Source organism: Streptomyces sp. NBC_01508, from assembly GCF_045040315.1.
Lineage (GTDB): Bacteria > Actinomycetota > Actinomycetes > Streptomycetales > Streptomycetaceae > Streptomyces.
Map to the genome: position 1 here is coordinate 1533292 of NZ_CP109419.1, position 26132 is coordinate 1559423.

Below are 26132 nucleotides of genomic sequence, written 5' to 3' on the forward strand. Positions count from 1 at the left end.
TCTTCTCCAGGGCGGGTCGTCACCTCTCCCGCACCCGCTCACGCACCTCGTCCTGCTCGGTGAGCTTGCGCAGCATGCCGAGCACCCGGTCGTTCGACTCGTCAGCCGCGTCGATGGCCTCGATGCACTGCCAGTACAACCCCTCCTCGTCCGTCCCGCAGGCCACCGAGACCAGCGCGATCCCCACCTCGCCCAGCAGCACACCGAGTCCGGTCAGCGCACTCCGCGCGTCCGTCACCGTCGAGAGCCGTGCCGCCCGTATCCCCCCGGCGCGCATCGAGGGGTGATCGGGTGACGCGCCGCCCCGCGCGCCCGTTTCAGCGAGGCCTCTTGCCTCCGTCCGTAGCTCCTGCGGTCCGTGCAGGGCCAGTTGGTCCCCGATCGCCTGGGCGAGAGCCTGCGCCTGCCAGGCCTCCGCCACCACGTCCAGCTCCGCACCGCTCCGGGCCAAGGCAACCCGGCCGGCCCCGATCAGCCTCTCCGCGTCCATGTGCCATCCCCGTCTCCGTCTGTCCGTCTATCCGTCTGCCTGTCTGTCCGTCCGTCCGTCCCCGTCTGTCGAACACTCCGCTCACTTACTTCATTACCCAGAGTGAGGTGTTGGCAACAGAAAGACCAGAGGAATTCGGAAATCTGTGGACAGGAAGCCAGTTGTGGATAACTCACTCACTCCACAGAGTGACGAATCAGTCCGACGTGGACGGAAGCGGCGACGTGGACGGCGGAACGGGCGGCGGCACGGACTGGGACGCGGACTGGGGCGCGGAGACGGGTCGGTCGCCGCTCGGCGGGAAGCGCAGCTCGTTCCGGTCGATCTTCTCGGCGAGCGCGGTGAGCGCGTCGATCCCCAACACGTCGCAGAACTGGAGCAGATACGCCAGCACGTCCGCGACCTCGTCCCGCACGCGGTGCGCCGACCCGGGGTCGTCCATCACCCGTGCCGACTGCTCGGGCGTCAACCACTGGAAGATTTCCAGCAGTTCGGACGCCTCGACGCTCAGCGCCGCCGCCAGGTTCTTCGGCGTGTGGTACGGCTCCCACTCCCGTGCCGCCGCGAACTCCACCAGCCTGCGCCGCAATCCCGCTACATCCAGATCCAGTTCCGTCACGGATCCAGGTGTATCAGGGTTCCTGTCACGGCTGTCCCGTGACCGGCGGCACGGCCCGTCACGGCCGTCTCGTCACGGGTGCCGAATGGCCGCCGCCGCGATCCCCTCGACCTCGGTGCCGATCGGCGCGAGCAGGAAAACGTTGCGGTCGACCCGGTGCATGCCGCTGCCCAGCCCGAAGACGACCCCGCTGCTGAAGTCCAGAATGCGCTTGGCCACATCCGTCTCCGCGCCGGTCAGGTCCAGGAGTACCGGGATCTGCGCGATCAGATGCTCCGCGACGTCCCGCGCGTCGGCGAAGACCCGCACCCTCAGGACGACGAATCGCCGCTGCTCGGCCGCGTAGTCCTCGGGCACCGTCCGGTGGTCGACGCGCGAGGGCCACTCGTTTCGGCCCCGCAGCGGGACGACCTGGGCCAGGCCCTCCCACTGCTCGTCGGTGGCGTCGTACCTGTCGTATCTGTCGTATCTGTCGTACCTGTCGTAACCGCCGTATCTGCTCACCGGATCACCTCACCCGCACACTGTGTCTGCATACGGCCATCCTCCCGCCCCTCACCCGTTCGGCCCAACAGCGACACGGATCAGGCACGGGGCATTCTTGGAGCGTCGGTGCCTCGGTGCGTCGGTGCGTCGGTGCCTCGGTCAGGCACCGACGTAGGCCGCGAGGTGTTCGCCGGTGAGCGTGGAGCGGTCCGCGACGAGATCGGCGGGGGTGCCCTCGAAGACGATCCGGCCGCCGTCGTGGCCCGCGCCGGGGCCGAGGTCGATGATCCAGTCGGCGTGGGCCATGACCGCCTGGTGGTGCTCGATCACGATGACCGACTTGCCGGAATCGACCAACCGGTCGAGCAGGCCGAGCAGTTGCTCGACGTCGGCGAGGTGGAGGCCGCTGGTCGGCTCGTCCAGGACGTAGACGCCGCCCTTCTCGCCCATGTGGGTGGCCAGCTTGAGCCGCTGCCGCTCGCCGCCGGACAGGGTGGTGAGGGGCTGGCCGATGGTGAGGTAGCCGAGCCCGACGTCGGCAAGCCGGTCGAGGACGCGGTGCGCGGCCGGTGTGTGCGCCTCGCCGCCGCCGAAGAACTCCTCGGCCTCGGCCACCGACATCGCGAGCACTTCGCTGATGTCGCGGCCGCCGAGGTGGTGTTCCAGCACCGATGCCTGGAACCGCCTGCCCTCGCACTCCTCGCAGACGGTGGCGACCCCGGCCATCATCGCCAGGTCGGTGTAGATGACTCCGGCACCGTTGCAGTTGGGGCAGGCGCCCTCGGAGTTGGCGCTGAACAGCGCCGGCTTCACGCCGTTGGCCTTGGCGAACGCCTTGCGGATCGGGTCGAGCAGTCCGGTGTACGTCGCCGGGTTGCTCCGTCGCGAGCCGCGGATCGCGCCCTGCCCGATCACCACCACCTCAGCACCGGCGACCCCGGCGGCGCCCGCGCCCTTGCCCAGCGATCCGTGCACGAGCGAGCTCTTGCCGGAGCCGGCGACGCCCGTGACGACGGTGAGCACCCCGAGCGGGATGTCGACGTCGACGCCGCGCAGGTTGTGCGTCGTCGCGCCGCGGATCTCCAGCGCCCCGGTCGGCTCGCGCACCGTCTCCTTGACGACGGCCCGGTCGTCGAAATGGCGGCCGGTGAGGGTGCCGCCGGCCCGCAGCCCCTCGACGGTGCCCTCGAAACAGACGGTGCCGCCCGACGTACCGGCGCCGGGCCCGAGGTCCACGACATGGTCGGCGATCGCGATCGTCTCCGGCTTGTGCTCCACGACGAGCACCGTGTTGCCCTTGTCCCGCAGGCGTAGCAGCAGGTTGTTCATCCGCTGGATGTCGTGCGGGTGCAGGCCGACGGTGGGTTCGTCGAAGACGTAGGTGACGTCGGTGAGCGAGGAGCCGAGGTGGCGGATCATCTTGACGCGCTGCGCCTCGCCGCCCGACAGCGTGCCCGACGCGCGGTCGAGCGAGAGGTAGCCCAGCCCGATCTCCACGAACGAGTCGAGGGTCCCGCCCAGCGCTTCGAGCAGCGGCGCGACGGACGGTTCGTCCAGCGCGCGCACCCAGTCGGCGAGGTCGCTGATCTGCATCGCGCAGGCGTCGGCGATGCCGATCTTCTTGATCTTCGAGGATCTGGCCTCCGCGCTGAGCCGGGTGCCGTCGCACTCGGGGCAGGTGGTGAAGGTGACCGCCCGGTCCACGAACTCCCGGATGTGCGGCTGCATCGCCTCCCTGTCCTTGGACAGGAAGGACTTCTGGATCTTGGGGATGAGTCCCTCGAAGGTGAGGTTCACTCCCTCGACCTTCACCTTGGTCGGCTCCCGGTGGAGGAAGTCCTGCATCTCTCTCTTCGTGAACCTACGGATCGGCTTGTGCGGGTCGAGGAGGCCCGACTCCGCGTAGACGCGCACGGTGAAGAAGCTGTCGGACTTCCAGCCGGGGATGGTGAACGCGCCCTCGGCGAGCGACTTGGAGTCGTCGTAGAGCTGGGTGAGGTCGATGTCGGAGACCGTGCCCCGGCCCTCGCAGCGCGTGCACATGCCGCCGGTACGGCTGAAGGTCGCCTTCACGGCCCTGCGGTTGCCGCGTTCGACGGTGATCGCGCCGCTCGCCCGCACGGAGGCGACGTTGAAGGCGAACGCGGCGGGCGAGCCGATGTGCGGCTTGCCGAGCCGGCTGAAGAGGATGCGGAGCATCGCGTTGGCGTCGGTGGCGGTGCCGACCGTGGAGCGGGGGTCGGCGCCCAGCCGCTGCTGGTCCACGATGATCGCCGTCGTCAGCCCTTCGAGTACGTCGACCTCGGGCCGCGCGAGCGTCGGCATGAAGCCCTGGACGAAGGCGCTGTACGTCTCGTTGATCAGCCGCTGCGACTCGGCGGCGATCGTGCCGAACACCAGGGAGCTCTTGCCTGAGCCCGAGACGCCGGTGAACACCGTCAGCTGGCGCTTGGGGATCTCGACGCTGACATCCTTGAGGTTGTTCACACGCGCCCCGTGCACGCGGATCAGATCATGGCTGCCGGCGGCGCGCGGCGCGGGCGAGCGGGTGTCCGTCCTCGTGCTCGTCCTCGCGCTCGTCCTCGTGCTCGTCTTCGTCCTCGTGCTCGTGGCCTTACGCATCGTGACTCCATCTGCGAGACGGGGCCGCAGTCACGGCCGTCATACCAGTCACGCTAATGCGGCTCGGTGACCAGCGCTTCTCCGTTCCTGCCCGGCCCTGCCCTACCGCTGACCGTCGGCCCGGCCCCCGGTGGCCACGCCCCCCGCCAGGCCGTCCCGGTAGCCCGGATGGCGCGGCGTCCAGCCCAGCTCCGTCCGCGCCCGCTCGTTGGAGATCCGTACATCGACGCGGGTCATCACCTCGCCGATGTACGGAGCGGCGAGCCGGATCAGTCCGGCGGGGAGCACGAGCGGTTTGGGCGTACGGCTCGTACGGGCGATCTCGTCCATCAACTCGCGCCACGTGGCCGGGGTGTCGTCCACGACGTTGTAGGCGCGCCCCGCGACCCCGCGCTCCAGCGCGGCGACGGTCGCGGACGCCGCGTCCCGGTGGTGGATCAGGGCCAGCGTCCCGGAGCGCCCGGACGGCACCGGCAGTCGGCGCTTGCGCAGCAGCGCGGCGAAGACGTCGGTGTCGCCTCCGTAGAAGAGGCCGTACCGCAGGACGATGCCCTCGATGCCGGGGGCGGCGCCCCGGACCTGATCCTCGGTGGACTTCAGCGCCGCGAGCACCGGGGCCGTCCTGGCACCCGTGGGCACGGCGAACGGCGCGTCCTCCGTCAACGGTTCACGTCCCAGGTCCCGGAAGCCGTACCCGAGGAACATCGACTGCGTGAGGAAGCGGGTGGCCCCCAACCGCCGTGCCGCGTCGAGCAGGTTACGGGTCCCTTCGACGCGCAGCCGGTTGGTCGGCTCCATGTCGCCGTACCGCGCGGGCGCCTTGGTCAGCGCGGTGAGTTCGTGGACGACGGCGTCGGCGGTCAGTCCGTCCACGGCCGTGAGCAGCGCGCCCCGGTCGAGCACGTCGGCCACGACGGCGGTCGCGCCGGCACGTGTGAGGCGGTCGGCGGCCCGCGCGCCGCGTGTGACGCCGATGACGTCATGGCCCGCCGCGATGAGCTGGGGTACGAGGAAGCGGCCGAGCGTGCCGGAGGCTCCGCCGAGGAGAACTTTCATGACTCCTCCTTAGGAGGCAGCCGATGCGGGAACACCGGCGAGTCCCAGTGCCAGGTCGGTGAGGGTGTCCAGATACGCGTCCTCGGTGACCCCGGTCGGATGGGTGCCGCCGTAGATGTCGGCCATCAGCCAGTAGTGCGAGAGCGCGTCCTGAAGGATCGCGGCGACGGCCGACCAGTCCGGCTGCGGAGAGTTGGGGGTCGAGTGGGTCTGGAGGAGCTGGGTGAGCGCGGCGTGGTTCCGTGCGACCTCGGCCGTACGGAACTCCTCCAGCAGTTCGGGGAAGGCTGCGAGGTCCTGGACCAGGATGCGGTTCACATCCCGCTCGTACGCCAGCCGCTCCAGCCCGGACTTCGCGACGGCGCGCAGCAGCGCGCGGGGGGTGGTGAGCGTGGCCGGCGGCGCGGCCGGAGCGGGGGCCTCTGTACCGAGGAGGGTGGTGAGCGCGTCCTTCTTACGAATGCGCTCACGCAAGCCGACGCTCAGGATGTCCTTCTTACTGCGGAAGTGCTTGTACAGCGCCCCGGATCCCGGGGAGAGCCCTGCCGCCTCCTCGATCTTGGCGATCGTGGTGGCGGTGTAGCCAAGCTCCCCGAAGAGGCGCATGGCCTCGCCCAATATCCGCGCTCGGGTGTCCGACATGAGCACTCCAAGAAGCGGCAAGTAAGTACTTGCTTTGTACGGTAGTGCCTCAGGCTCCTCCCGGGAAGCCGGTACGTAGGCCCCCGCTCCTCGCCGGCGGCGCCGCGCGGCGCCCGTGCCGGCATCGCGTTGTGGGTGTCGGTCACCTCGATCCGTACGAGGTTCTTGGCCGTGTTGTACGCGAGCCGCAGCGCGAAGTCCCGCCCGGGGACCTGGCCGTGCAGCACGGCGCTCGCGGCCAGTTCGGCGACCACGAGGACCGCCGCGTCGGACGGCTCGGAGCCGTAGGGAATGCCCCACGCGTCGAGCTGCTGGGTGGCCGGCCGCCGCGCGAGCCGGGCACCGCGCCGGGTGGCGGAGAGGCGAACGGGTATGGCGGCGGACAGCGATGGCAGCGCGAGTAGTGAACCTGAGACGTCGGACAGTCTCAAGACCTACGGGGCGGTCCTGAAGGCGCTGCGGGAGGAAACGAGCCTGACGCAGGAGGAGTTCGCGCCGCGGGTGCGGTACTCGGTGCACTACATCGCCAAGATCGAGCAGGGGAAGCGGTTCCCTCCGAAGAGCCTGGCGGAACGGGCGGAGCCTGTGCTGGGACCGGTCGCGAGGCGGGTGCTTGAAGCCGGAGAGAGCAGTCTCATGAAGGGAGCGGGGCTGGCGTCGTGGTTCAAGAAGTGGGCGATCATCGAGGAGACGGCGATCTCGTTGTACGCGTACGAGTGCCGGGTGATTCCTGGGATGTTGCAGCCGGAGTCGTACATCCGGGCAATCTCCGAGCGTAGGTTGCCGCCACTGAGCGAGGGGAAACTCGAACAACAGGTGGCCGCTCGTCTGGAACGCCAGCGACTCCTCGTCGAACGACCGAATACCGCTTTCAGCCTCATCATCGAACAAGCCCTCTTGGAGCGGGACTTGGGAGGGCGGAAAGTCACCGGAGCGGCCGTTGACCGGCTACTGGAAGCGGGCGCGCACCGCAACGTCGAGATCCAGCTCATGCCGCTGCGCCAAGAGGACCACGGGGGCTCCGTCGGTCAGTTGCACCTTGCGGAGACATCGGACCACCAGTGGATCGGCTACGTCGAAGGTCATGACAGCGGCATTCTGCTGAGGGATCCGAAACTGGCGAGTTCCATGCTTCAGCGCTATGGGTAGACGCGCTCACAGGCCCTGAGCCGTCAGGCCACCGTGAGCCTGCTGGAGCAGATGCGAGGAGCGCAATGAGCACCACTGAACTGACCTGGTTCAAGAGCGGCTACAGCGGTGATGGAGGCGACAACTGCCTCGAAGTCGCCTGGTCGAAGAGCACCTACAGCAGCGGTGACGGGGACAACTGCGTCGAGGTCGCCGCCCAGCCTCACGCCGTACTCCTACGGGACTCCAAAGACCCCCACATCGGCCGGCTCACCCTCGCCCCCGCCGCCTGGGCCGCCTTCACCACCCAGCTCGCCGCGCGTTGACACGTTGACAGGGTGGCCCGAGTCTCCTCGGGCCACCCCACTCTCGTCAGCACATCTTCTGGCTGGCCGCCTGGCCCGCGAGCGGGTCGCCCGCCCTGCGGAGGGAGCCGACCGCCGCCGTGCAGTCCTTCACCGTGGCCGTACCCCCCGACCAGAATTCCTGGCCGTTGTGGTCGGTCCACGCCTGCCCGCCGAAGAAGTCGTCCTGGCTGTAGCTGTAGACAGCGAGGCTGACGTCGTAATCCTTGTTGGTCTTACGGAATGAATCCCAGACCCAGAGATACCCGTAATTCTCGTTGCAGGTCTTCGAGTAGAACTGCTTGACCGACGCGATGTGCGCCCCGGCCCTGTCGATGTACGCTGTCTTTCCGACCTGGTAGGCGTCGGCACAGACTCCCGCCACTCGCGCTTTCGCGCTCGCCGGGTTTCCCGCCTCGGTCGGTGTGGTCGACTGCGCCGTCTTGGACGACTTCGACGGGGCCGGTGCCGGGCCGTCGCCCGCGACCGCCGCGCCCGCCGGGATCATGGCGAATGCGCAGGCCGCGGCCACGACCGCGCGCTTCGTGTAGCGCATAGGAACACCTTTCTCTGAGCACAAGGGCGCAGTAGACCCACGGGCCCGCCATTGGCGGCTACCGCTCGGCTATTGGGCCCGATGCTGTCTGCTGGAATTACTTCCGAACACATAGGCAGACACGGGATCTTCCCCGAGGGTTGCACGGCTTCCCGAGTTTTATTTCGAGCGGGTAAACGGAATTCCCGCCTCGGCTCCTTTTCGATCTCTGGAGAGACATGACGACCGACGACGACGCGTTCACCGGCAGCCGGCGAATGCCGTGGCACGAACTCCCCCGTGCCGTGCGGACGGGCACCGAGGACGTGCTCGGGGGACGGTGACGGCGGCCACGAGTCAGAGGGGCGGGTTCTCCGACAGGCTCGCGGCACGGCTGCGACTGGCCGATGGGCGGAGGGCGTTCGCCAAGGCCGTCGACGCGGGGGCCGCTCGCGGTGTGGCGGAGCGGCTGACGCCGGCGCCGCGCCTCAACTCGGGCGGCGTGTCACCCCGGTTGGGAGGTTGGGCGCGGCTGGCGGACAGTCCCCGGTCGCTCGCCAAGCCGGCCGTGGTCGCTCCGGACGCCGCCCGTGCGTTGGACGGGCATCTCGCCCTTGAGGCGCGGCTGCCCGAGGCGATCGCCGGGGAGACGCCGGCGCACGGGGACCTGTATCCGTTCAACGTGCTGATCACCGACGCGCGGGTGGTGGTCGTGGACTGGCCGCACGCGTGGACCGGACCGGCGTACGCGGATCTGGTGATGCTGCTCGGGAGTGTGGCGCTCAGTGGGCTCGACCCGGAGCCGTACGCCGCGCGTCATCCTCTACTGAGGGGCGTCGATCCGGAGGCGGTGGACGTGCTCATCTCGGCGCAGGCGGGGTTTCTGCTGGCGGCGGCGTGCTCGATGGACTCGGCGGACGCGGACGCGGGTGCAGGTACGGGTACGGGTACGGGTACGGGTACGGATCCTCGGTTGGAGGCGATGATGACGGGGCTGGGGCGCGGGGCGTTGCGGTGGCTGTCGTCGCGGCGGGGGTGAGTTGGCCGGGGCCGTCCGGCGGCCGGTTCGTCCTCAAACGCCGCACGGGCTGGAATCGGCCGCGGTACGGCCGCTGACCGGACAGGCCAGGATCTGGCCCATCCGGTCAAAGGTCCGTCCGCAGACGCCGGACGGGCTGCGTTCGGACCCCGGCACGGCCGCAGAGCGCGTTACCCAGCGGTCAGGCTCCCGTCGACGCCTTCTCGTACGACGGCTCCGCCGCGGGCTCGGGCGGGGGCGTCGGGCCGCCCTCGCTGAGGCCGAACCGGCCGTGGAACGTGCGCAGGAAGCCGGGCGCGTACCAGGCCGAGCGGCCGAGCAGGCGCATCGCGGCCGGGACGAGCACACCGCGTACGGCGACGGCGTCGATGAGGATGGCCAGCCCGCTGCCCAGGCCGAACATCTGCATGAAGCTGAGTTGGGCCGTACCGAACGCGAAGAAGCTCACGGCGAGCAGACAGGCCGCCGCCGTGACGATGCCTCCGGTGTGCCCGAGGCCGTTGGTCACGGCGGACTCGTTGTCCTCGCCCAGGTCGTGGAGCTCCTTGATCCGGCTGGTGACGAACACCTCGTAATCCATGGAGAGGCCGAAGGCGATGCAGAACATCAGCACCGTCATCGACACTTCCATCGGCTGCGCCGTGAAGCCGAGCAGGGAGGAGAAGTTGCCGTCCTGGAAGATCCAGGTCATGACGCCGAGGGTCGCTCCCAGGCTGATCACGTTGAGGACCAGGGCACGCAGCGGCTGCACCACACTTCCTGTGAACAGGAAGAGCAGGATGAAGGTGGTGATGACGATCAGGGCCACGGCGAGCGGGAGTTTGCCGCTGATGGATGCCTTGGAGTCGACCAGTTCGGCGTCGACACCGCCCACCAGGGGGTGCGATCCAGCGGGCGGGCTCAGCGCCCTGACGTCCCCGACCAGGTCCTGCGCCTCGTCCGACCTCGGCGTCAAGGAGCTGACGACGCTGATCCGCTGCGCGTCGGGGCGGCCGAGGGCGGCGTTGCCGGGGCCGGCCTGTGTGGGCTGTCCGTCGGCGAAGGTGCCCGCGCTGGTCTCGACGCGCTCCACGCCCTGGAGCTGGGACAGTTCTGCCGCGTACGCCCCCAAGGGGGCCTCGCTCACGCGCTGTTCGATGACGATGTGCAGGGCGGCGGCGTCGCTGCCGTTGAAGTTCTTCTCCAGCGCCGTGGCCACCTGGCGGCTCGCGGCGTCCTCGGGCAGTACGCGTTCGTCCGGCGTGCCGAAGGTGATGCCCAGCAGGGGGCTCGCCGCCAGCAGCATGACCGCGAGCACGGGCAGCGCGGTGAGGGCGGGCCGCCGCATGACGGTGCGTGCCAGGCGTCCCCACACGGAGGTGCGGCCCTCGGGGCGTACGGTCTTCGCCCACGGCAGCTTTCCGCTGTTGACGCGGTGGCCGAGGACGACGAACAGGGCCGGCATCACGAACAGGGTACCGATGGCGGCGACGGCGACGACGCCGACCCCCGCGTAACCGAAGGAGCTGAGGAAGTACTGCGGGAACACCAGGAGCGCCGCGAGCGCGGCGGCCACGGTCGCGGCGGAGAACGCGACGGTGCGGCCGGCGGTGTTGACCGTCCTTCGGACGGCGTCGTCCACGCTTGCCCCGGTGGCGAGTTGTTCCCTGAAGCGGCTGATCATCAGCAGGGCGTAGTCGATGCCGAGGCCCAGGCCGAGGGCCGTGGTGAGGTTGGTCGCGGAGTTGGATACGTCGGTGATGCTGCCGAGCAGGGAGAGCTGGGCGAACGAGCCGAGGATGGCGATGACGGCGATGGCCAGCGGCAGCAGGGCGGCGACCACGCTGCCGAAGACGAACAGGAGCAGGATCAGCGTCAGCGGGATGGCGATGGCCTCGGCCAGGATCAGATCGTCGACCACCTGTGTCGACATGTCGGCGCCCACGGCGGCGCCGCCTCCGGCTTTGACCGTGAGGGCGTCCCCGTAGGTGCCGGTGTACTCGTCGAGGAGTTCCGCGGCGTTCTTCTGCTGCTGGGTCTCATCGCCCTTGACGTGGGCGAGCACCATGGCCTCGCGGCCGTCCCGGGAGCGGAGGTCCGCGCTGTCCGTCTCCCAGTACGAGACGACGTTCGCGAGGGTCTTCTCGTTCTTGAGGTCGGCCACCAGCGCTTGGCCGCTCTTCTCGGCGGCCGGGGTGTCGATACGGCCGTCGGCGGCGCGGACGAGCAGAACCAGGTTCGTCTCACCGCCGAACTTCTCGTCAATGACCTGGCCGGCCCGGGTGGACTGGGAGTCGGGGTCGGCGAAACCGCCGCCCAGCAGCTTGCTGAATGCGCCGGCGCCCGCGACACCCATGAGGGCCACCGCCACGACGGCGACGACGAGTACCAGCCGGGACCGGCGAATCGCCAGTTCGGCTATGCGTTCGAACACGCATGATCTCCTTTGCTTCCTTGCATGAAAACGACGTGATGCGGCCAGGCGCATGAGGGGGCCGGCGCAGTGCTCGACGGAGGCTCTTCATCCCGTCGGACCAGGTGCGGTGTCGGTGTCGCACTCTTCGTCGCCGCGATGAAGGTAAGTGGGGTGGCGCGGGGTTTGGCAGTGCGAGATTTTTCTAACACTGTTCAAATTCCTGATGCCGCTCATACGGTGGGCGCATGCCCGCTGACGAACGCGTATCGGCCCGACCCTCGCTGCGCCAGCGGCGCCGGGCCGCCGCGGCCCAAGAGATCCTGGACGCCGCCGAGTTCCAGCTCGGCGAACACGGACCCGCGGCCCTGTCCCTGCGGGCGGTCGCGCGCAGCCTCGACATGACCGTGCAGGCGCTCTACCACTACTTTCCGAGCCGGGACGCCCTCGTCACCGCGCTCGTCGCGAAGGCGTACGACGACCTCGCGGACGCGGTGCGAGCCGCGGTGGACGGCGACGTGGCCGCGGTGGAAGGCGACGCGGAGCTGCCCCGCCTGGTGATCGCGACCGAGGGGTACCGCCGTTGGGGCATCGCCCATCCCGAGCGCTTCCAACTGCTCTACGGAACACCGCTGCGGTACTACACGGCACCGGTCGAGGGCCCGACCACCCAGGCGGTGCGGCGGATGGGGGCGCTGTTCGAGCACGAGATGTTCGACGGCTTCACCGAGGCTCAACTCGCCGCGGCCGACATCCCCGCGCTCTCGCCCGAGCTCCGGACCTACCTGGAGAACCTGCCACCGGGCGGCCTGGGAAGACTGCCGGCACCCGCCGCCGCCCTCTTCCTGGGCGCGTGGGGGCACATGCACGGTCTCGTCGTCCTGGAGGTGTTCGGGCACACCGCGTATCTCGGTGACCACCAGGCCGAGATCTTCCGCATGGCGATGCGGAACATGACCACGGACATCAACCGCCGCATCCCCGTACGTACGTAAGCACGCCGCGTCCGGCACCACGAAGGTCCAGGCCGGTCCGGTCCGGTCCGGGTCGGTCGAGTCCAGGCCGGTCCGGGTCGCTCCGGTCCGGTCCGTGAGATACGTGTGCGGCGAATCGAAAGTGAGCGCTATTCTCGCCGCCATGTCCGCACCTGCCCACTTCCTCTGTCTCGCGTGCTTCGCGAACTCGGTGTGGTGCGTCGACGACAACCTCTGTTGTTCCTGAGTCGAGCCCCCGCGCCCAGCCGCCGACCACCGACTCCGGAGAACAGCCGTGACCACCACCGCTCCCCCGCGCCGCGCCAACCCCGCCGCGCTGCTCGTCCCCTCCCCGACCTCCTCCCCCGCCCCCGAGGCCCAACCCGCGCCTCCGGTACGGCGGGTGCCGCTCGCAGTGTCCGGGCTGCTGGCCGTCACGCTGACCGCGTACGTGTGGTCGACGCACGGCGCCAAGCCGGGCTCGCTCCTGCTGCTCGGGCTCGGTCTGGGCCTCGCGCTCTTCCACTCACGGTTCGGATTCACCTCCGCCTGGCGGCAGTTGGTCGCCGTCGGCAACGGGCAGGGGCTACGCGCCCACGCCCTGCTCCTCGGCACCACCGCCACTCTCTTCGCGCTGATCATCGGCAGCGGCACGGGGCTGTTCGGGTCCGTGCCCGCGCCGTCGGCGGGGCCGCTCGGCGTCGGGCTGCTCGTCGGGGCGTTCGTCTTCGCCGTCGGTATGCAGCTCGGCGGCGCGTGCGCGTCGGGCACGCTGTTCGCCGTGGGCTCCGGGCAGTCGTCCATCGTGCTGACGCTCGGCGGCTTCATCGTCGGTTCGACCGTCGCCGCCTGGCAGTTCGACCTGTGGAAGGATCTGCCCGCGCTCGAACCGGTGCTGCTCTCCGACCACGTCGGGTGGTTCGGTTCCTGGGCGGTGACCATCGCCGTACTGGGCGTCATCGTGCTGGTGAGCCGCCGCGTACAGGCGCGCCGCAACCCGCCGCCGATCGGCACCCCGCCCAGCGCGAAGGGCGCGGCGCGCGTGCTGCGCGGCTCGTGGCCGCTGGTAGCCGGCGCGCTGGCGCTGGCCGTACTGGGCGCGGGTGTGCTGCTGGTGTCCGGCGGGCCGTGGGGTGTCACCAGCGCGTTCAGCCTGTGGGGTTCGCGGGTCGTCGACGCGCTCGGCGGCAACCCCGCCGGCTGGTCGTTCTGGCAGCAGCCGGGCAACGCCGAGATGTTCGCGGGGCCCGTACTGAAGGACAAGAACAGCCTGACCGACATCGGCATCATGATCGGCGCGGCGGTCGCCGCCTCGCTCGGCGGGACCTGGGCGCTGCACCGGGGCGTCCCCGGCCGCACCGCCGTGGCCGCGGTACTCGGCGGCGTACTCATGGGGATCGGCGCACGGCTGGCGGGCGGCTGCAACATCGGCGCGTACCTCGCGGGTATCGCGTCCGGCAGTCTGCACGGCTGGATCTGGGGCGCCACCGCCCTGCTCGGAACATGGGCGGGGATACGGCTGCGCCCGCTGTTCGCGCTGGGCAACCCCAAGCCGGGGGACGGGATCTGCTGAGCCGGGCCGGGCGGGCCGCCGTAGGCTGAGCCGGGTGGTCATCGAACAGGACGTGAAGCTGAGCGACGGGCGCACGCTGCGGACGTACGACAGCGGTGGCGGTGCCCCGCGCGGGGACGGGCTGACCGTCTTCTGGCATCACGGCTCGCCGCAGACCGGCGCCCCGCTGGAGCCCCTGCTCGCCGCGGCGGCGGCGCGCGGCATCCGGCTGGTGACGTACGGCCGCCCCAGCTACGGAGGTTCGAGCCCGCTGCCGGGCCGGAACGTGGCATCGGCCGCCGCCGACGTGGAACGGATCGCCGACGCGCTCGGCGTCGGGTCGTTCGCGGTGATGGGGGCGTCCGGTGGTGGACCGCACGCGCTGGCGTGCGCCGCGCTGCTGCCGGACCGGGTGACGGGCGCCGTCTGCCTGGCGGGCATCGCGCCGTACACGGAGGACTTCGACTGGTACGAGGGGATGGTGTCGCCCGGCGGTCTGCGGGCCGCCGCCGACGGGCGCGAGGCGCGCGAACTGTACGCGGCGACGGACGAGTTCGACCCCGCGAGCTTCATCTCCGCCGATTTCGCGGCGCTGGAGGGCGCGTGGGCGTCGCTGGGGGCCGACGCGGTGAAGGCGGGGCGGGCCGGGCCCGACGGGCTGATCGACGACGACATTGCCTTCGCGACCGCGTGGGGTTTCGACCTGGCGGAGGTGACCGCGCCCGTACTGCTCGTGCAGGGCAGCCGCGACCGGGTCGTACCACCCGCGCACGCCAGGGCGATGCTCGCCGGTCTGGCACGGGGCGAGCTGTGGGTACGGCCCGAGGACGGGCATGTGTCGGTGCTCGACGCGTGTCCGGTGGCGATGGACTGGCTGGTGGCGGGGGCGGGGCGTAGGGCGCGGCGCGGGGCGTAGGGGCGGGGCGTAGGGGCGGGGGTTTCAAGGTTTGGCTCGGGGTTCGGCTCGGGGTTCGGCTCGGGGCGCGACGCTTTCATTCCTTTGCGGTTATATAATCGCGTGGGTATGATCGGGGTATGCCCATACCGTTCGACGTGCTCGCGGAGCCGAGCAGGCGCAAGATCCTCGACCTGCTCCTGGAGCGCCCGCATCTGGTCGGTGAGCTGACCGACCGGCTCGGCCTGAGCCAGCCCGGCACCTCCAAGCACCTGCGGGTACTGAGGGACGCCGGACTCGTACGGGTCCGGCAGGACGCCCAGCGCCGCTGGTACGAACTGGCCCCGGAACCACTCGCCGAGCTCGACGCCTGGCTCGCGCACTACCGGCATCTGTGGACCGGCGGTCTCGACGCGCTCGAACGGCATCTCGACGCGATGGAGGACGATTCCTCATGACCGCGCACCCCGGCAACGACCCTGCCGACCGATGGTCGCGTGGCGGGCGCGGGTGCAGGACGTGGCGACGGGGCTGCTGGACACCGAACAGGGCGTGTCGGGGAAGTAGCGTCGTCCGCCCGCCCGTTCACCCGGCCGTCTGTCCGGCATGCCGTGCCGTGCCGTGCCGGAACGGCGCGGTCGTCAGCTCGCGGTCGTCAGCTCGCGGGGGTCGGCGTGTCGTCGGCCTTGATGTCGAAATCGATGTCGTCACCGTCGACGGCCGAAACGGTGACCGTCACGCCCAGCGTGCTGCCGTCGGCCGCGGTGAGCGTGCAGCGGGCGGTGTTGTCGACCTTCCCGACGAGATCCTTGGGGCAGGTGATGTCCGGCTTCGCCTGGCCCGTCGTCTCGGCCAGTTGCTCGGCGACCGTGTCGGAGAGCTTGTCCTTGGACACCTTCGGGGCGGAGTCTCCGACACTGACCGAGCCCGAGCATCCGACGAGCAGCACCCCTGCCGCTACGGCCGAAAGGCCCCACGTCACTGCGGAAAGAGGGGACTTGATCATTGGTGATTCCATTCCGGGTGGTGAGGGGAAGCGGAAGCCGGAAGCATGGGTGGCCCCCTTCAACATGCCCAGCGTATGGCGGGTATCGGGACTCGGACTCCGCGGTTCCACCCCGAACCGGCCAAACCACCGCGCACTCCATGGACTCTTCACCTCACCGGCGAACGATATTCACCACTGGCGACCCACGCTCGCCGGGTCGTGATCGCGGCTCCGTACCCACGGCTGCCGCGACGTCGCGCCCGCCCGGCAATCTCGAAGGCGAGGAAGCCTCGGTTCCCAGGCGCACACCGCGTCCGCGATAATCGGAGCCATGGACACGCTGGTTGGGATTCTGGTGAAGGTCATCCTTTTCGCTTTCGTCGTGGGGATGTTCACCTTCGTCATCAGAACGTTCGTGCGCAGCAGCAGGGAGGACACGCAGCTCAGAGCGGGCTGGGCGGCGCTCCCCAGGGTCGCGGCGGACCGCGGCTGGACGTACGAGCAGCGCGCACGGGGACGGGCCACCGAGTACTGCGGCGTGGGTCCCATGCCCGGCAGCGGATCGAATCTGAGCGCCTGGCACTACATCACAGGCGAGTTCCGCGGTCGCTCCTTCAAGTGCTTCGAGCACCGCTACAACAGCCCCATTTCGGGCGATACGCAGGGCGGGCGCAAACGGCCCACCATCGAGGCCATTTTCATGGTCACGGCGCCCGGCCCGGGGCCGTCCCTGGAGATCCTGCGGCCGAGCATGTTCAACGTGATGCTCGACCGGCGGTCCAGTATGCCGCTCGGCGCAGCCGAGTTCGACGACACGTATCGCGTCGTCACCGCGGACGAGGCCTTCGCCAGGAACGTCCTGAGTGACACCATGGTGTCTTTTCTTCTCACGGACGAGCGAGCCAAGAAGTCTCCGCTTCAGGTACGCGGCGACGAACTGTTCACCTGGTACACGGGAGCGATCTCCCCGCAGAGCCTTGAGGACAACCTCAACTACCTGTGCGACGCGCTCGACCGGATTCCCACGCAGGCGTGGACTGCCGCCTGAGCGGAGCCGAGTGCCCCTTGTCCCGGAGCGGCGATTCCGCCCGCCGGGACAAGGGGCACTCTGCCTTCGTATTTCGGCGCGTATCGGCCCGGTGCGGTCCAGGTCCAAATCGGCCGGTCCGACTCGCTTCGCCTAGGTCCTGTCCGGCGGATCTTCGGGGGGTCCGGGACGCCTGGCACGGCACCTCGCCGCGTTGTCGGACAGGGCCTAGGCCGGCGTGTCCCCGTCGGCCGCGCGGACCGTCCCGACGAATTCCTTGTAGTCGTCGATGACTTCACCGAGCTGATTCTGCGTCGCCGTGAGGACAAGCTCGATCACCGCGCGCTGGGCCGGATTCCTGACGTCCTCAAAACCGAGGTACACCTGGCTCTGGCACAGCTCGATGGGCTCTCCCCGCAGGGTCGTGGAGAGGACGAGGTTCTGCACGATTCCGGGGGAATCCGTCAGGCCCGGAATGTCCGGCGTACCGATGTCCGACTTCTTGACGACCCGTACGGGCCCGGCCTGCTCCAGCCGGGGCACCGACTCGTCGGCGATCTGCGACATGGTCGCGCCGTCGTTGCGCATCTCCCCGGAGATGGTGATGTTCGCCGTGAACCCGCCGTCGACGGAGGCGCGGTGCAGCGCGACGAAAGCGGCGTTCGGCGCTCCCACCTCGTCCGGCGGCGCGGCCTGCCAGCCGTCCGGCAGCGAAAAGGAAATCTTGACCGGCAACGTGGCCGTCATGGTGGATCCAACCCTTCAATGAACTTCGGCTCGGGCCAGGGCGTGTCTCAGAACCAACTGCCCACTGTTTTGTCCCAGCCGTCGCCGATAGCTTTACCCGCGTCGCCGACCGCGTCGACCACCTTGCCCGGATCGACGGTGATGTTGGCACCGACCTTACCGCCGACGCCGAGACCGACCCCGAGATCTCCGCCGATGGTGAACTTGCCGTCCGTCATGCCCACGTCGACATTGGCTTCGGCGCCGATGCCCGCCCATGCCTCGCCGGTGACACCGGCGCCCACCCCGGCGACATCGGCGGAGAGGGACCCGGTGGCCTTGGCTCCGGCGAACGCCTCCGCTCCGACGTGCACTCCGTCCTTGCCGCCGGAGACCTTCACCGCGGCGTCGGCACCCACAAAGCCCTTCGCCTCGCCCTGCGCGCCGACGATGCCGTACTGCGCGCTGCCGCTCGCCGATGCCTGCGCCAGGTACGCGGTCCCCGAAGCGCCGGCCTGCAACTGGCCGTTGGTGACACTCGCACCGACCGAGCCGTCCACCCCAAGCGTCTGGACGCTGGCCGCGCCCTTGAGCTTGACACCACCCGCTGTCGTCTCACCGGTGGTGCCGGCCTCCCAGGCACTGGCTTTGCCCGTCCACTCGGCGATCTTGATATTGACGTCGGCCTTCCTGTCGGCCGGGGGTGGGTCACCGTCCTGAGCGGCCTGGTTACGGAGATACCAGTTGTTGTCCGCGTCCTTGCCGAACTCCTTCTCCCTGCGACGCCAGTGGCTCGCCTCGTCCGTCACCCATCGCTTGTCCTCCCTGGCCCAAGCCGTAGGAGAAATGGCGGTCTTGGCGACGCCGTGCGCCTCGGCCCACGCCTTGGCGTCCACCCCGCTCCTGACCGTCACGAGCCAGTCAGGGCTGCCTTTGGCACTCCCCGCGAGGTCGTTGAGCTTCGTGGTCAGCGTCGTGGCCGCCTCTTTGAGCTGCTTGCGCGCGGTGCTCAGCAGTTGTTCGGCGCCTGCGTGGTCCCCGGTCTTCCACGTGTCGATCGCGGTACCGGCCTGGCCCTGCGCCCAAGTCAGCGTGGTGGAGTACGAGCGGATGGCCTTGGAGGCCCCGGACATCGCGTCGCCCGCGAAGTACCAGTTGGTCTTCTCCTTGCCGAGGGTGGGCCAGAAGGCTTCGCTGGCCTCACCGACCCAGCCCTTGACGCGCACGTCACGCAGGCCGTCGCCGATTCCTTCGAATTTGTTCGACCACTTGTTGAGGGCGATCTCAAGATCGCCGAGCTTGCCGACGTCTCCCGGTATGAGAGCCTTCGGGTCCGTCGTCGACCCGAGCGTGCCTGCCATGTGTGCGGATTCCCCGTTCGTGTGTCCGTGCCTGTGACTGTGGCTTGTGGCCGGGACTGTGGCTGCGGCGGTGGCTGCGGCCAGGACTGCGGCTAGGTCAGTACCGTCTTGACGGACTTGACCGCGTCACGGATGGCCTTGTCCGTTTCCTCGTAGTTGCCGTTGGCCTTGTTCAGTCCATCGGCCAGGGTCGCCGCACAGTCGGCGAGGAACCCGGATCCCGACTCCCACGTCGCACAGAAAGTCACCAGTGCCGCCGCCGCGCCATCGTCCCCGAGCGACGTCGCCTGCCCGGCCGGGTCGCTCAGGTCCACCTTCTTGACCGGTTTGAGGACTTCAAGAATGTCCTTGGCGCCCTGCTTGAGGACTCCTGGGCCTACTCCAAGATCAGCCGTCACGGCAGCTCCCCCTACGTCCAACTCTGCCTGCTCACACGCGCATCGGCGCTGATCCCGCGCACGCTACCACCAGGCCGGAGAGTGACAGCGGGTGGTGTTCTCGTCGCGGGGACCGGCCCGTGGACCCGCCGGTGCCGACCGGCGGCCGTTCGCCGACGTACCACCCGGCCGACGAGGCGCCAGGCCGACTCCCTTCGATACCGGAACCACCCCCGAATCCTCACCCATCCTCAATGAGGCCGTCACAAAACGCCTCCGCCAACCGCCTTCGGACAGCCGCCCCACGACAACTGCCCCACGACGACCGCCTTCCGGCAGTTCTCACACAGACAGCCGGCGAGGCCACGTGTGTGGCCTCGCCGGCTGTCCGAGGAGGTGCGGCCCGAGAGCCGCGCGATGTGGGGATGTCGCCGATCAGTAGGGACCGTTGACGTTGTCGATGGAGCCGTAGCGGTCGGCCGCGTAGTTGCAGGCCGCCGTGATGTTGGCGACCGGGTCGTAGCTGTCGGTCGACGTGCCGGGCACGTGGTATGCCTCGAAGGTCGGGTCGATGACCTGGAGCAGGCCCTTCGACGGTATGCCGGCCGCGGCGTTGGAGTCCCAGTTGTTGATGGCCTGCGGGTTGCCCGCGGACTCGCGCATGATGTTGCGGTGGATGCCGTCGTACGAACCGGGGATGCCGTTCTGCGCCATGACGTCCAGCGCCTCCCGGATCCAGCCGTCGAGGTCGTTGGTGTACGACTTGGCGGCCGTCTGGACGGCTTCGGTGGTCTTGGCTGCCGACGCGTCCGCGGTCGAGGCGGTCGGGGCCGCCTTGGGCTTCCCCGAGAGCTTCAGCGTGAGGCCGGGGCGGATCAGCGACGGGTCGTCGCCGATGGCGTCGCGGTTGGTCTGGTACAGCGCCTTCCAGCCGCCGCTCACGGAACGGGCGTCCGCGATCTTGGCGAGTGATTCGCCCTCCGCGACGGTGTGGGTGACCGCCTTGACGGCGTTCACGGCCGACGGTGCGGTGACGGCCTGCCGCGGGGCGGGCGCGGCGCCCGCCGTGGTGGCGGTCACCAGAGGCAGGGCGAGTGCGGCACCGCCCGTGCCGGCCGCGATGAGGCGGCGGGCGAGCGGGCTGGTACGGGAACGGCGGTGCTTACCCTCTGCGGGCATGACGAGATCCTCTCCGTCGCCTACGAGGTGAGCTGTCGGGTTCGGGCGGGAGATGCCCGGCCGCGCTGTGGGCGCGGCTTCACCCCAAGCCGGTCCGGCAAATGCCGGATCGGCGGCTTACCTGGGTCCCCCGCTCCTGCCGTACGTGAATGGGTGAGTGCGGTTTCCGGACGGCGGCAGGATTCGGCGTTCCGCCCGGAATGAGGTGAACGTAAGCGAGAACGTCCGGGCGAAACAAGTCCTGAATTCACCGCACCCTGCCATTCGACAGACCGGGCGGAGATCAATTCGAATTCCCGCCCGGCGGTACACGCCTCAACTTTCCCTTCCCGCACGGGAGGTGGGCGGAGGCGGGGAAGCCGCGACCCACCGCGCTTGTGACACACATCACGGGAGAGCGGCGCAACCGTTCAACGACAACACCACCCAGAAAGGGACAACTTGGTTGCTGGATACGCATATCACCCACACCCGAAAAGCGGACAAATAAGTATTTTCCAGCCGTCGCGAATCACGGATGACCGATAACGAATTTATGACGGCGCGCCTTCCGTACGGCTCCCCTCATCGCGAGGATGCCGGAGCCGTTGTTGGACCTGTCGATCGACACGTTGTTGATCTCGACGTCCGGTACGTTGCCGCCACCGTTCTTGAACTGGATGCCGTCGTACGTCGAGTCGGAGATCTCGGTGTCCCTGATCCTCACCCCGATGATGTCCCGGCTCGCCGGGAAAATGGTGATCGCGCCGAACTCCTGGCCCTCGTCCCAGAAAGCGCCGCCCGTACGGTGCAGGGCGTTTCCGGGGAGCAGGGTCTCGCCCGAGAAAGGCAGCGGTTCGTGGTCGGTCGCCAGCATGATTCCCGGGTAGTTGGCGGTATCGGCGATCCAATTGTTGTGGACCTTGTTTCCGCAACCGCCAACCGCCGTATATCGCGACGCCGTTGGCCGCCAGGGCAGCCGGATCGTATTGTTGGTGAACGAGTTGTCATGCGCGATGTCCACCGCCGGATCCTTGACGTATCGATTGGCCCAGACGGCGGGCGAATCGTCACCCGTGGTACGGAAGGACGAGTTGTCGACCTTTGAATTGCGGGTGCCGTTGGTGAAGTTGATGCCGTCGGCGTATGTGTTGCGGATACGCATGCCCTGCGGGATCCAGACGCACGCGATGTCGCCGTTCTGGTCGGCGGTGACCGCCGCCTGGACGGCTTTGGTGTCGTCGTTGCCGTCGTCGGGGACCGCCCCGCACTCGGTGATCGAGGTGCACTCGGCGGGCCTGGCCGCCGGGGGTGCCACCTGCGTCACGCCCGGCGCGTCCGGGATCGAGTTGCGTACGACGATCGAGTTCGATGCGTTGGTCGAGGTGAACTCCACGCACTCCCCGGTGCTGTCCAGCCGCACCGATTTACGGCCGGAGGACTCGCTGGCGAAGTTGGTGTGCCCGAAGGCGCGTACGGCGTCGGCCTTGACCAGGGTGCCCTGGTAGCGGCCGGCCTCGGCCTCGTACCCGATGTACGGGGGGGGTCGCTCCACGCTCGGCCGCGGCGCGGGGCGGCGCGGACAGGATCGGGCCGGGCGGCGGGCGCTTCACGCGCCGGGCGCTCACGCGGGGCGCGAACCCTATCAACTGGCTGTTACCTCCATAGAGCCAAAATCGCCCGTTCTCCTGGACCTTTGCTCGCGAACACCCTCAGCATGATTACTGCGAGTAGTCATTCGCTCCGGGTGCGGCGCCGCCGTGCCACGTGCTCCATCCATCCCGAAAAGGACCTGTCCGGGCCCCATGAGAATTTCCCGCTCTCGCACCAGACTGTCCAACACCCTCGCGGCGTGCGCTGTCGTCAGCGCCCTCGCCGCCTCAACTCTCGTCGGTGCCGCTCCCGTTGTCGCTCACAGCGGAGAGGACCACCACGAGCACTCCACCAGAGCGGGCGTCGACCCCGCCGGGAAGCCGGCCGCCGACCCCGGCGCGAAGGACACATCGAAGGACAAGTCCAAAGACAAGAAGGACAAGAAGGACAAGACGGAGAGCAAGCCCGAGGTCGATCCCGCCGAGGTGGCGGTGCTCGGCCGGGAGCACGCCGAGGAGCACGCCACCACCCGCCAGGGCGCCGAAGACCTCGGGACGTATCCGCAGGCGACCCGCACCGCCCGGCTGAAGATGCTCACCGACACCCAGCGGAAGATCAACGGGGAGTACAAGGCGTCGGACTTCGGCGCCTTCAAGGAGTACTTCGACTCACCCGACTTCGGCGTCCACGTCGCCCAACTGCCCACCGGCAAGGTGCTCCTGTTCTCCTTCGAGCGGATCGAGACCGATCCCACGAAGGAGACGGCCCCCACCCAGGTCGTCGGCGCCGCCAACCGGGGCCGCGCCTACCTCTGGGACCCCGCGAAGGGCACCGGCGAAAGCGCATTCAAGAAGGTCACTCCGCCCGCCGTCACGATGCCCGACAGCACGGGCGTCTCCCGCCCCGCGCCGATCTTCTGCGCCGGACACGCCTTCCTGCCGAACGGGATGCTCGGCGTCTTCGGCGGCAATCTCGGCGGCAACGGCGGCTCGGGGGCCAAGCTGTCCTTCGTCTTCGACCCGTGGAGCGAGACCTGGGCGATGAACGAGGACATGTCCGTCGGCCGCTGGTATCCCAGCGTCGTCACCGGCGCCAACGGCCGGATGCTGATCATGTCCGGCCAGTCCGAGCTGGGTTGGGGCACGCCCACCCCGATCGTGGAGCGCTTCCCCGCGCTGAGCGACCCGGTGCCGTACCGCAAGACCGACCTCCCCCGGTTCCAGAGCGTCGACCGCTTCCGCGCGGACGCGCCGTACAAGCTCGACTACCCCCACCTGTTCAGCCTGCGGGACGGGAAGATCTACGGGCTCGGCCGCAGCCACGACCAGCAGTGGCTCTTCGACCCGGTCAAGGAGACCCGGAGCGACCTGGCGCCGCGGCCGGGCGCCGTCGACCGCAGTTACGGCTCCGCGGTCCCGCTCCCCGGCGGCTTCCGCGGCCCGGACTCCGTCCTGGTCCTCGGCGGCGACCGTACGGACCCGAACACCTACCAGCTCGCCGCGGGCAAGTGGAAGGCCAAGGAGGCGCGGGCCTTCGGCCGTACGCAGGACAACACGCTGCTGCTGCCCACCGGGAATCTGCTCACCGTCAACGGCTCCTACGACATCCGCGACTACGGCAACGGGCAGTACAACCCGAACGCGGACCTGAAGTACCGGCACACGGAGCTGCGTGACGAGAACGGTGACTGGCGTCTGGGCCCCGTCCAGCGCCTCCCGCGCGGGTACCACTCGAACGCCGTGGTGCTGCCCGACGGGCGCGTCATGGTCACCGGCGACGAGGCACAGCAGATCGCCAACGACCGGAACATCAAGGACGACATCGACGGCACCATCGAGATCTACGAGCCGTCGTACCTCCACAACGGCGCCCGTCCCACCCTCGGCTCCGCGCCGTCCGCTCCGCTCGCCTACGACCAGCGGTTCACCGTCTCCAGCTCCACCGCCGACGAGGTGAAGCGGGCCGTCCTGCTGGCGCCCACGACCGCCACCCACTCGGTCAACACCAGCCAGCGCCATCTGGAGTTGCGGATCAAGCGGCAGGGCAACGGCGAGCTGGACCTGCAGGCTCCGCCCAGTGCCGATGCCGCCCCGCCCGGCTGGTACATGCTCTTCCTCCTCAACGAGGAGGGTGTGCCCAGCATCGCCAAGTGGATCTCCCTGGAGCCGAACGAGGCCCGGTCATGACCTACGCGGCACAGCCTTCCAGGACCGACACCCCGCCCGGTGGCGGTGGGGCGGATCTGCCGCTGCGCAGGAGCCGGGAGATCCAGGGCGACATCATCGCCGGGGCCAAGAAGGACCATGTCCAGCTGCTCCTGCTGAAGTTCGAGGACAAGGACCTGGCCAGGACGTGGCTGCGCAGGCTGCGGCCCCGGATCGCGACGACCCGGCAGGTCGCCGCGTTCAACGCGGAGTTCAGCAAGGCCCGCAAGCAGTCCGGCGGTGACGATCCCAAGGCGCTCAACGCCGTATGGCGGGTCGTCAGCTTCACGTATCCCGGACTGCGGCTGCTGGCCGGGTGCGATCCCTTCCCGTCCATCCCGCCGGGCAGCACCCAGGAAGCCTTCAAGCAGGGCCCCGCGGCGCGCGCCGCGATGCTCGGCGACATCGGGGAGTGCGCCCCGGAGCACTGGCTGTTCGGCAACGGCACGGGGCAGCCCGTGCACGCGGTGCTCACCGTCGCCGCCGACCGTCCGCAGGACCTGCGCGTCGCGCTGACCGAGGAGCGCGAGGAGGCCGTCCGGCACAAGGTCGTGATCGTCTTCGAGCAGGACGGCGCGACTCTCGAAGGGAGCCGCCGGGGCAAGGAGCACTTCGGTTTCAAGGACGGCATCAGTGAGCCAGCCGTCCAGGGCTTCGACGAGCCCGACCCGAACAGGCCCGAGCACAAGAAGGGCAGCCCCGGCACCCGGATCATCCCGACCGGCGAGATCGTCGTCGGCTACGAGCGGACCGCCGGCCGGCCGAACGACCTCCCGGACTGGGCGAAGAACGGCTCCTTCCAGGTTCTGCGGCGTCTCGCACAGGACGTTCCGGGCTGGTGGGCCCAGATCGCGGCGCGTCTGAAGGAGCTCAAGGCGCAGGGAAAGGTGCCGCCCGAGGCGACGACCGAGTGGCTGGCCGCCCGGCTGGTCGGCCGGTGGCGCTCGGGCACGCCGGTGGCGAAGTGCCCGCACGCGGACAGCCCCAGCGACGCGGAGGCGTGGTCGGACAACGACATCAGCTACCGCGACGACCTGGAGGGGGAGATCACCCCACTGTTCTCGCACCTGCGCAAGACCACACCGCGCGACGGTCTGCTGCTCAAGTCGGGCGACAAGGAGCCCGTATCGGAGAAGAACGTCCTCGACGGGCGGCGCATCATGCGGCGCGGCATCCCCTACGGTCAGCCGTTCGACCCCGCCGGCAGTGCGGGCAACGGCCCGGACGCGCCGCGCGGTCTGGTCTTCGTCTGCTATCAGGCGGACCTGGTGCGGCAGTTCGAGTTCATCCAGAAGGACTGGATCGAGGCGCCGAACTTCCCGGAGCGCAAGACACCGCCCGGCAAGGACCCGCTGGTCGCCACCGCCACCGATGTCAGCTTCAAGGGCACCAAGGTGCACTTCGAGCAGTTCGTCAGGACCGAGGGCGCGGTGTACGCGTTCTCCCCGTCGCTCACCACCATCGAGAAGCTCGCCGACGGCAAGCTCGACGGTGGCGGCGGCGCCGACGGCGACCGGATCCTTGAGGCTCCGTTCACCCTGCTCCCCGGGGACGGTCCCATCGGCCCGGCCAAGGCCCGGCTGGTGATGTGGCAGGACGGCAATCTCGTCGTCCTGGACGAGCGCGACGAGGTCCGCTGGGAGTCGGGCACCACCGGGAGCGGCGGGGCGCGGGCCACCTTCCAGGAGGACGGTGACCTCGTCATCTTCGGGGCCGGCGACAGGCCGGTGTGGAAGTCCCGTACGACCGGGAATCCGCGCGCCAAGCTCATCGCCCTCATGGACGGGAACGTGGTGATCCGCGCCGCCGACGGCACGGTGGTCTGGCAGACCAACACCGCGCACTGACCGTCGCGGGGCACGACCCCCTCGACCGCGGTGGACGGCGGCCCCCCAACCGCCGTCCACCGCACCGGACCGAACCC

The 26132-nt window shown here is 69.3% G+C and carries 23 protein-coding genes, 1 pseudogene and 1 riboswitch; of the genes and pseudogenes, 10 read left to right on the top strand and 14 right to left on the bottom strand.

What is annotated here, in order from left to right; all coding sequences use genetic code 11:
* Window positions 1–19 precede the first annotated feature (19 nt).
* The 6 genes from OG700_RS06920 to OG700_RS06945 form a co-directional block, all read right to left on the bottom strand.
* The gene (locus OG700_RS06920; protein WP_405610474.1) at window positions 20–490 is read right to left on the bottom strand and encodes a DUF6099 family protein; all 471 of its coding nucleotides are present in this window, start codon (window positions 488–490) and stop codon (window positions 20–22) included.
* A gap of 196 nt (window positions 491–686) precedes the next feature.
* On the bottom strand, window positions 687–1109 hold the full coding sequence (locus OG700_RS06925) for a nucleotide pyrophosphohydrolase (protein ID WP_405610477.1): 423 nt from the start codon (window positions 1107–1109) through the stop codon (window positions 687–689).
* A gap of 72 nt (window positions 1110–1181) precedes the next feature.
* The gene (locus OG700_RS06930) at window positions 1182–1613 is read right to left on the bottom strand and encodes a cell division protein SepF (protein ID WP_405610480.1); all 432 of its coding nucleotides are present in this window, start codon (window positions 1611–1613) and stop codon (window positions 1182–1184) included.
* Window positions 1614–1754: 141 nt separating this feature from the next.
* Window positions 1755–4217: an ATP-binding cassette domain-containing protein gene (locus OG700_RS06935; RefSeq protein ID WP_405610483.1), complete on the bottom strand. Its 2463-nt coding sequence runs from the start codon at window positions 4215–4217 to the stop codon at window positions 1755–1757.
* 102 nt (window positions 4218–4319) lie between these two features.
* Complete coding sequence (locus OG700_RS06940) at window positions 4320–5273, bottom strand: NAD-dependent epimerase/dehydratase family protein (protein WP_405610486.1); 954 nt, start codon at window positions 5271–5273, stop codon at window positions 4320–4322.
* Window positions 5274–5282: 9 nt separating this feature from the next.
* On the bottom strand, window positions 5283–5915 hold the full coding sequence (locus tag OG700_RS06945; RefSeq protein ID WP_405610488.1) for a TetR/AcrR family transcriptional regulator: 633 nt from the start codon (window positions 5913–5915) through the stop codon (window positions 5283–5285).
* Window positions 5916–6287: 372 nt separating this feature from the next.
* On the opposite strand from OG700_RS06945, the gene OG700_RS06950 reads away from it, so the two are divergent.
* Complete coding sequence (locus OG700_RS06950) at window positions 6288–7064, top strand: Scr1 family TA system antitoxin-like transcriptional regulator (RefSeq protein ID WP_405610491.1); 777 nt, start codon at window positions 6288–6290, stop codon at window positions 7062–7064.
* A 65-nt stretch (window positions 7065–7129) separates the two neighbouring features.
* On the top strand, window positions 7130–7369 hold the full coding sequence (locus tag OG700_RS06955; RefSeq protein ID WP_405610494.1) for a DUF397 domain-containing protein: 240 nt from the start codon (window positions 7130–7132) through the stop codon (window positions 7367–7369).
* Between the two features lie 46 nt (window positions 7370–7415).
* Here OG700_RS06955 and OG700_RS06960 read toward each other — a convergent pair whose 3' ends face one another.
* Window positions 7416–7943 (bottom strand): hypothetical protein, encoded by a 528-nt coding sequence (locus OG700_RS06960; protein ID WP_405610497.1) that lies wholly within the window; start codon window positions 7941–7943, stop codon window positions 7416–7418.
* 319 nt (window positions 7944–8262) lie between these two features.
* Here OG700_RS06960 and OG700_RS06965 point away from each other — a divergent pair, with 319 nt between their 5' ends.
* Window positions 8263–8961: a phosphotransferase family protein gene (locus OG700_RS06965; protein WP_405610500.1), complete on the top strand. Its 699-nt coding sequence runs from the start codon at window positions 8263–8265 to the stop codon at window positions 8959–8961.
* Between the two features lie 181 nt (window positions 8962–9142).
* Here the strand turns inward: OG700_RS06965 and OG700_RS06970 are convergent, their stop codons facing one another.
* Complete coding sequence (locus tag OG700_RS06970) at window positions 9143–11374, bottom strand: MMPL family transporter (protein WP_405610503.1); 2232 nt, start codon at window positions 11372–11374, stop codon at window positions 9143–9145.
* A gap of 227 nt (window positions 11375–11601) precedes the next feature.
* Here OG700_RS06970 and OG700_RS06975 point away from each other — a divergent pair, with 227 nt between their 5' ends.
* The 4 genes from OG700_RS06975 (at window position 11602) to OG700_RS06990 (ending at window position 15232) form a co-directional block, all read left to right on the top strand.
* A complete protein-coding gene (locus OG700_RS06975; RefSeq protein WP_405610506.1) occupies window positions 11602–12348 on the top strand; it encodes a TetR/AcrR family transcriptional regulator in 747 nt (248 codons plus the stop codon).
* A gap of 274 nt (window positions 12349–12622) precedes the next feature.
* Window positions 12623–13900: a YeeE/YedE family protein gene (locus OG700_RS06980; protein WP_405610509.1), complete on the top strand. Its 1278-nt coding sequence runs from the start codon at window positions 12623–12625 to the stop codon at window positions 13898–13900.
* Window positions 13901–13934: 34 nt separating this feature from the next.
* Window positions 13935–14795, top strand: a complete 861-nt coding sequence (locus OG700_RS06985) for an alpha/beta fold hydrolase (protein WP_405610512.1) — start codon at window positions 13935–13937, stop codon at window positions 14793–14795.
* Between the two features lie 119 nt (window positions 14796–14914).
* Window positions 14915–15232, top strand: coding sequence for an ArsR/SmtB family transcription factor (locus tag OG700_RS06990; protein WP_405610515.1), 318 nt, complete (start codon window positions 14915–14917; stop codon window positions 15230–15232).
* A 197-nt stretch (window positions 15233–15429) separates the two neighbouring features.
* Here the strand turns inward: OG700_RS06990 and OG700_RS06995 are convergent, their stop codons facing one another.
* Window positions 15430–15780 (bottom strand): DUF4333 domain-containing protein, encoded by a 351-nt coding sequence (locus OG700_RS06995; protein ID WP_405610518.1) that lies wholly within the window; start codon window positions 15778–15780, stop codon window positions 15430–15432.
* Window positions 15781–16093: 313 nt separating this feature from the next.
* Here OG700_RS06995 and OG700_RS07000 point away from each other — a divergent pair, with 313 nt between their 5' ends.
* On the top strand, window positions 16094–16810 hold the full coding sequence (locus tag OG700_RS07000; RefSeq protein ID WP_405610521.1) for a hypothetical protein: 717 nt from the start codon (window positions 16094–16096) through the stop codon (window positions 16808–16810).
* 207 nt (window positions 16811–17017) lie between these two features.
* Here OG700_RS07000 and OG700_RS07005 read toward each other — a convergent pair whose 3' ends face one another.
* From OG700_RS07005 to OG700_RS07025, 5 genes and pseudogenes are all read right to left on the bottom strand, one after another.
* A complete protein-coding gene (locus OG700_RS07005) occupies window positions 17018–17536 on the bottom strand; it encodes a hypothetical protein (RefSeq protein ID WP_405610523.1) in 519 nt (172 codons plus the stop codon).
* 47 nt (window positions 17537–17583) lie between these two features.
* The gene (locus OG700_RS07010) at window positions 17584–18876 is read right to left on the bottom strand and encodes a putative T7SS-secreted protein (protein ID WP_405610526.1); all 1293 of its coding nucleotides are present in this window, start codon (window positions 18874–18876) and stop codon (window positions 17584–17586) included.
* A gap of 92 nt (window positions 18877–18968) precedes the next feature.
* Window positions 18969–19274, bottom strand: a complete 306-nt coding sequence (locus OG700_RS07015) for a hypothetical protein (protein ID WP_405610529.1) — start codon at window positions 19272–19274, stop codon at window positions 18969–18971.
* Between the two features lie 414 nt (window positions 19275–19688).
* Window positions 19689–20432 (bottom strand): transglycosylase SLT domain-containing protein, encoded by a 744-nt coding sequence (locus tag OG700_RS07020; RefSeq protein WP_405610532.1) that lies wholly within the window; start codon window positions 20430–20432, stop codon window positions 19689–19691.
* A gap of 4 nt (window positions 20433–20436) precedes the next feature.
* Window positions 20437–20598: riboswitch (cyclic di-AMP (ydaO/yuaA leader) on the bottom strand.
* Between the two features lie 390 nt (window positions 20599–20988).
* Window positions 20989–21951, bottom strand: a pseudogene (locus tag OG700_RS07025) (hypothetical protein); the annotation flags it as partial.
* 265 nt (window positions 21952–22216) lie between these two features.
* Here OG700_RS07025 and OG700_RS07030 point away from each other — a divergent pair.
* Window positions 22217–24190 (top strand): galactose oxidase-like domain-containing protein, encoded by a 1974-nt coding sequence (locus OG700_RS07030; RefSeq protein ID WP_405610535.1) that lies wholly within the window; start codon window positions 22217–22219, stop codon window positions 24188–24190.
* Window positions 24187–26055 (top strand): Dyp-type peroxidase, encoded by a 1869-nt coding sequence (locus tag OG700_RS07035; RefSeq protein ID WP_405610538.1) that lies wholly within the window; start codon window positions 24187–24189, stop codon window positions 26053–26055. The genes OG700_RS07030 and OG700_RS07035 overlap by 4 nt, the downstream gene beginning before the upstream one ends.
* The last annotated feature ends 77 nt before the right edge of the window (window positions 26056–26132 follow it).

Bases quoted from the DNA above. Each gene is read 5' to 3' on its own strand.
- OG700_RS06920 (WP_405610474.1), bottom strand. From the start codon at position 490: ATGGACGCGGAGAGGCTGATCGGGGCCGGCCGGGTTGCCTTGGCCCGG.
- OG700_RS06935 (WP_405610483.1), bottom strand. From the start codon at position 4,217: ATGCGTAAGGCCACGAGCACGAGGACGAAGACGAGCACGAGGACGAGC.
- OG700_RS06940 (WP_405610486.1), bottom strand. From the start codon at position 5,273: ATGAAAGTTCTCCTCGGCGGAGCCTCCGGCACGCTCGGCCGCTTCCTC.
- OG700_RS06945 (WP_405610488.1), bottom strand. From the start codon at position 5,915: ATGTCGGACACCCGAGCGCGGATATTGGGCGAGGCCATGCGCCTCTTC.
- OG700_RS06950 (WP_405610491.1), top strand. From the start codon at position 6,288: ATGGCGGCGGACAGCGATGGCAGCGCGAGTAGTGAACCTGAGACGTCG.
- OG700_RS06955 (WP_405610494.1), top strand. From the start codon at position 7,130: ATGAGCACCACTGAACTGACCTGGTTCAAGAGCGGCTACAGCGGTGAT.
- OG700_RS06960 (WP_405610497.1), bottom strand. From the start codon at position 7,943: ATGCGCTACACGAAGCGCGCGGTCGTGGCCGCGGCCTGCGCATTCGCC.
- OG700_RS06975 (WP_405610506.1), top strand. From the start codon at position 11,602: ATGCCCGCTGACGAACGCGTATCGGCCCGACCCTCGCTGCGCCAGCGG.
- OG700_RS06990 (WP_405610515.1), top strand. From the start codon at position 14,915: ATGCCCATACCGTTCGACGTGCTCGCGGAGCCGAGCAGGCGCAAGATC.
- OG700_RS06995 (WP_405610518.1), bottom strand. From the start codon at position 15,780: ATGATCAAGTCCCCTCTTTCCGCAGTGACGTGGGGCCTTTCGGCCGTA.
- OG700_RS07000 (WP_405610521.1), top strand. From the start codon at position 16,094: ATGGACACGCTGGTTGGGATTCTGGTGAAGGTCATCCTTTTCGCTTTC.
- OG700_RS07005 (WP_405610523.1), bottom strand. From the start codon at position 17,536: ATGACGGCCACGTTGCCGGTCAAGATTTCCTTTTCGCTGCCGGACGGC.
- OG700_RS07010 (WP_405610526.1), bottom strand. From the start codon at position 18,876: ATGGCAGGCACGCTCGGGTCGACGACGGACCCGAAGGCTCTCATACCG.
- OG700_RS07020 (WP_405610532.1), bottom strand. From the start codon at position 20,432: ATGCCCGCAGAGGGTAAGCACCGCCGTTCCCGTACCAGCCCGCTCGCC.
- OG700_RS07030 (WP_405610535.1), top strand. From the start codon at position 22,217: ATGAGAATTTCCCGCTCTCGCACCAGACTGTCCAACACCCTCGCGGCG.
- OG700_RS07035 (WP_405610538.1), top strand. From the start codon at position 24,187: ATGACCTACGCGGCACAGCCTTCCAGGACCGACACCCCGCCCGGTGGC.